The sequence below is a fragment of the Streptomyces sp. KR55 genome, assembly GCF_052245645.1.
Classification (GTDB): Bacteria; Actinomycetota; Actinomycetes; order Streptomycetales; family Streptomycetaceae; genus Streptomyces; species Streptomyces flavusporus.
The window spans coordinates 1-4,062 of the sequence record NZ_JBQQCE010000653.1; the positions used below are offsets into that span (position 1 = coordinate 1).

4 protein-coding genes and 1 pseudogene are annotated in these 4,062 nt (G+C 72.1%); all 5 read left to right on the top strand.

Going from position 1 to position 4,062, the window contains the following annotated elements:
- Positions 1 to 37: 37 nt before the first annotated feature.
- The 5 genes and pseudogenes from ACTWQJ_RS47620 to ACTWQJ_RS47640 all read left to right on the top strand — a co-directional run bounded on the left by ACTWQJ_RS47620 (position 38) and on the right by ACTWQJ_RS47640 (position 4,012).
- On the top strand, positions 38 to 160 hold the full coding sequence (locus tag ACTWQJ_RS47620; RefSeq protein ID WP_443312607.1) for a hypothetical protein: 123 nt from the start codon (positions 38 to 40) through the stop codon (positions 158 to 160).
- On the top strand, positions 157 to 1,425 hold the full coding sequence (locus tag ACTWQJ_RS47625) for a vanadium-dependent haloperoxidase (RefSeq protein WP_443312608.1): 1,269 nt from the start codon (positions 157 to 159) through the stop codon (positions 1,423 to 1,425). Before ACTWQJ_RS47620 ends, ACTWQJ_RS47625 begins: the two co-directional genes overlap by 4 nt.
- A 365-nt stretch (positions 1,426 to 1,790) precedes the next feature.
- A pseudogene (locus tag ACTWQJ_RS47630) lies at positions 1,791 to 2,577 on the top strand (GNAT family N-acetyltransferase).
- Positions 2,578 to 2,588: 11 nt separating this feature from the next.
- On the top strand, positions 2,589 to 2,735 hold the full coding sequence (locus ACTWQJ_RS47635) for a putative leader peptide (protein ID WP_443312610.1): 147 nt from the start codon (positions 2,589 to 2,591) through the stop codon (positions 2,733 to 2,735).
- A gap of 113 nt (positions 2,736 to 2,848) precedes the next feature.
- On the top strand, positions 2,849 to 4,012 hold the full coding sequence (locus ACTWQJ_RS47640; protein ID WP_443312609.1) for an LLM class flavin-dependent oxidoreductase: 1,164 nt from the start codon (positions 2,849 to 2,851) through the stop codon (positions 4,010 to 4,012).
- Positions 4,013 to 4,062 lie beyond the last annotated feature (50 nt).

The window sequence follows — 4,062 nt, forward strand, 5'->3', positions numbered from 1 at the left end:
CCGCCGGCCGATACGACAGAGACACGGAGCCGGCCCGATGACACACACCACGACAACCACTGCAACGACCAAGCTGCGCAAGGGAGTTCACCTCGCCGCTCACTCCCCGGCGTCAACAACACCACCGGTCATCCGCACGTCCGCGAAGGAGTACGCGTGAACCCGTTCAGAAACCGTCATGCCGTCCGTCCCGTCCTGGTGGCGCTGGGCTCGGCCGTCCTGCTGGCCGCCTCCGTCACCGTCCCGTCCACCGCGGCCGCCGTGGTGGAGGAGCAGCCACGCTCGTCCGTGGTGCTCGACTGGTACGACACGACAGCGGCCACCATCGCAGCGGGCGGCGCCCCGACGCAGATCACGAACAGCCGCACCTGGGCCGTCAGTTGGCTCGCGGCGGCCCGAGCCACCCGCGTGGTGCCGTCCGGCGTCGACCGGGGCGACTTCCAGGACGCGGCCCTCGCGTCCGCCGTACACGACGCTCTGGTGGCGCTAATCCCCTCCCGCAGTCAGGAACTGGACGCCGCTCTGCGCGCGACGCTTCAGGGCGTTCCCGACGGAGCGGCCGAGTCGAAGGGCGTGGCGGCCGGTGCCCGCCAGGCGCGGCTGGTGCTCGCCGCCCGCGAGGGTGACGGCCTCGACCCGGCCTCGGTCAACGCGCCGTTCACCGTCCCGCCGGCGGCCCCTGGAGTGTGGCAGCCTACCCCGCCCGCCCACGCCCCGGCCGCGCAGTACGGTAACCGGCTCGCCCGGCCCTTCCTGCTGAACAGCCCCGACCAGTACCGGCTGCCCGCACCGCCCGCCCTGGACTCCGCGCGTTACCGCGCCGACCTGGCCGAAGTCCGTGCATACGGGGCGGTGGACAGCACCGCACGCACTCAGAAGCAGACAGAGACCGCCACCTTCTGGCTCGGTTCCTCACTGACGCTGTACACCGAGCCACTGCGGGTGGCCCTCGCCCGGTCACCGCATTCCAGCGCGGGACGGGCCAGGCTGGTGGCCCTGTTCCACGTCGCCCTGGTGGACACGCAGATCGCCACCTCCAACACCAAGTACGCCTATCTGCGGTGGCGCCCGGTCACGGCCATCCGTACCGGTTCGATCGACCCCGACCCCGCATGGACGCCGCTGCACACCACGCCGGCCCATCCCGACTACCCCAGCGGCCACAACACGTACTCGGGCGCCGCGGAAGCGGTCCTCTCGGCGCTCGTCGGGCCGCGCACGGCGCCCTTCCAGCTGACCAGCCCCACCGCCCCCGGAGTGACCCGCACCTACACGTCCTGGAGCCGACTGTCCCAGGAGAACGTCGATGCCCGCGTGTACTCCGGCATCCACACCCGCTCGGCCGACGAGGCCGGTCTCGTCCTCGGTGAGCGGGTCGCGACGCACGCCCTGCGCAACGCCGCGCGCCTGTTCGGCACGCTGTGAGCGGCACCGGCACCGGGTGCGACCGGCACTCCGTGGTGTGATCGTCCACTGGGCAGCGCTCCGGCTGCCCGGCAGACTGCCTGCCATGACGGAGACCTCGCCCGCTCGGTGCGCCGGCGACGGCCCTCGGTGCCATCGAGGGCGTCTCAGACGCGCTCGCGGGTGCTGCTCGCTTCGGTGGTGGCGTGCCGACGGACGACCCGGCCCGGCATCGAAGGGTGGCGGTGAGCGGCTATACGGCCACGGCTGTGCTCGGCGCGCCGCCACCGCGGGGGCCACGGCGGTGTGGCAGGTCGGCATACCCGCGGCCCGAGCCGGACCAGACCCGGCGGAATTTCATGCAGCTGCAATGATTCATCCCTGAACTGCCTGTTAGACATGGTGGGGTGATCCCCTCAGCGCCGGCCAACCCGAGCACACACTTTCTGGACAACCCGGTCTGGGCCGCACTGGTCGGCCCGCACGCCCGCCTCGCGGAACGGGTGGGCCGAGCCGCCCGGTATCCGGCCGACGTCTATGCGTTCGCCGCCGTCGCCGATCCGGCGGATCCTGCCGCCTGGGCGGACCTGCACACGCTCCTGGGACCGGAAACCGTCGTAAGCATCAAGGGAGTCGAGAGTGTCCCGCGTGGCTGGGAGGTCGTCGGCGGCGGACGGGGCGTCCAACTGATCGACACCGCGTTGCGGGCCGAGCCCGCCCCGGAGGCGGTGCGGCTCGGGCCCGACGACGTACCGGAGATCCTGGACCTGGTCGCCCGCACCAGACCGGGACCCTTCCCGAAGCGGACCGTCGAACTCGGCACCTATCTCGGCATCCGGCACCAAGGGCGGCTTGTCGCCATGGCCGGCGAGCGAAGCGAGATGGGAGTCCCCCCCGGCCGGAGGCTGGGGGAGGCTGAGGCTGCCCGGCTGGACGGAGATCAGCGCCGTCTGCACCGACCCGGCATACCGAGGCCGTGGACTGGCCACCCGGCTGGTGCGCGCGGTCGCCGCAAGCATCCGGGAACGCGGGGACACCCCGCTGCTGCACGCCTCCGCGACCAACACACAGGCCATCCGGCTGTACGAGTCGATCGGCTTCACCCTGCGCCGCCGGACGAGGATCCTCCAGGTGCGCACGCCAGGAACACACCGCGGAGCCGGGGCGTTGTGACTCACGACGGAATGTGCACTGCGGCGCGGCGGACGGAGGTGCGGCACGTGCGACACCTGCCCCACCCCCGTGTCCTGAACCCGCGCCGCGTCGTCCGCCTCCACTCCCGGCCGCACATAGATCTGCAGCGCGTGGCCGGCGCGCTCTGTCGCCCCTGACCTTTCCCCCAGCCGTCGGCGGGGGACCCCGTCCCGCTGCGCTCGTCACCGCCGTGCCCCTCCCTGCGCGAGGGCCGGCGATCTCGTAAGGACTTCCAGGAAGGCACCCACTCGTGTCCTCAACGCCCCCTTCTTCCCTGCACCTTGCCGTCGCCCTGGACGGCACCGGCTGGCATCCCGCCTCCTGGCGCGAGCCGGTGGCCCGCCCCCGGGACCTGTTCACTGCCGCCTACTGGGCCGATCTCGTCGCGGAGGCCGAGCGCGGCCTGCTCGACTTCGTGACCATCGAGGACGGCCTCGGACCGCAGTCCTCCCACTTCCTGGACCCGGACGAGCGCACCGACCAGGTTCGCGGCCGCCTCGACGCCGTCCTCATCGCCTCTCGAGTGGCACCGTTGACCCGGCACATAGGCCTGGTCCCGACCGCGGTGGTCACCCACACGGAGCCGTTCCACATCTCCAAGGCGATCGCCACCCTCGACTACGTCAGTACCGGCCGCGCCGGCCTGCGCGTGCAGATCACCGCCCGCCCGAACGAGGCGGCGCACTTCGGCCGCCGCACCATCCCCCGCATCGAGGCCTACGACAGCCCGGACGCCCGCGAGGTGGTGACCGACCTGTTCGACGAGGCCGCCGACCACGTCGAGGTGGTGCGCCGCCTGTGGGACAGCTGGGAGGACGACGCGGAGATACGGGACGCCGCCACCGGCCGCTTCATCGACCGCGACAAGCTGCACTACATCGAGTTCGAGGGCCGGCACTTCAGTGTCAAGGGTCCCTCCATCACGCCCCGCCCGCCGCAGGGCCAGCCGATCGTCAGCGCCCTGGCCCACGACACCGTCCCGTACCGGCTCGTGGCCCGCGCCGCGGACGTCGGCTATGTCACCCCGTTCGACGCCGACGAGGCCCGCGCGATCGTCGCCCAGATCAGCGCCGAGCAGAACGCGGCGGGGCGAGCCGCCGAACCCCTGCATGTCTTCGGCGACCTGGTGGTCTTCCTCGACGACGACCCGGCCGCCGCCACCACCCGCCGGGAACGGCTCGACGCGCTCGCGGGACAGCCGTACACGAGTGACGCTCTGACCTTCACCGGCACCCCCTCCCAACTCGCCGACCTACTACAGGAGTTGCAGAGCGCCGGGCTGACCGGCTTCCGGCTGCGTCCCGCCGTCGCCGGCCACGACCTTCCGGCGATCACCCGCGGTCTGGTCCCCGAACTCCAGCGCCCGGGCACGCTGCCCAAGGCGAGCGCTTGTTCGTACGTGTCCGGGTTGTAGAGCGGGAGCTCGCCGGTGGCCTCGGTCGTCGCGATGTAGTCGAGCATGAG

Excerpts from the sequence above, each read along its gene's own strand:
- ACTWQJ_RS47620 (WP_443312607.1), top strand. The coding sequence starts at position 38 with ATGACACACACCACGACAACCACTGCAACGACCAAGCTGCGCAAGGGA.
- ACTWQJ_RS47635 (WP_443312610.1), top strand. The coding sequence starts at position 2,589 with ATGTGCACTGCGGCGCGGCGGACGGAGGTGCGGCACGTGCGACACCTG.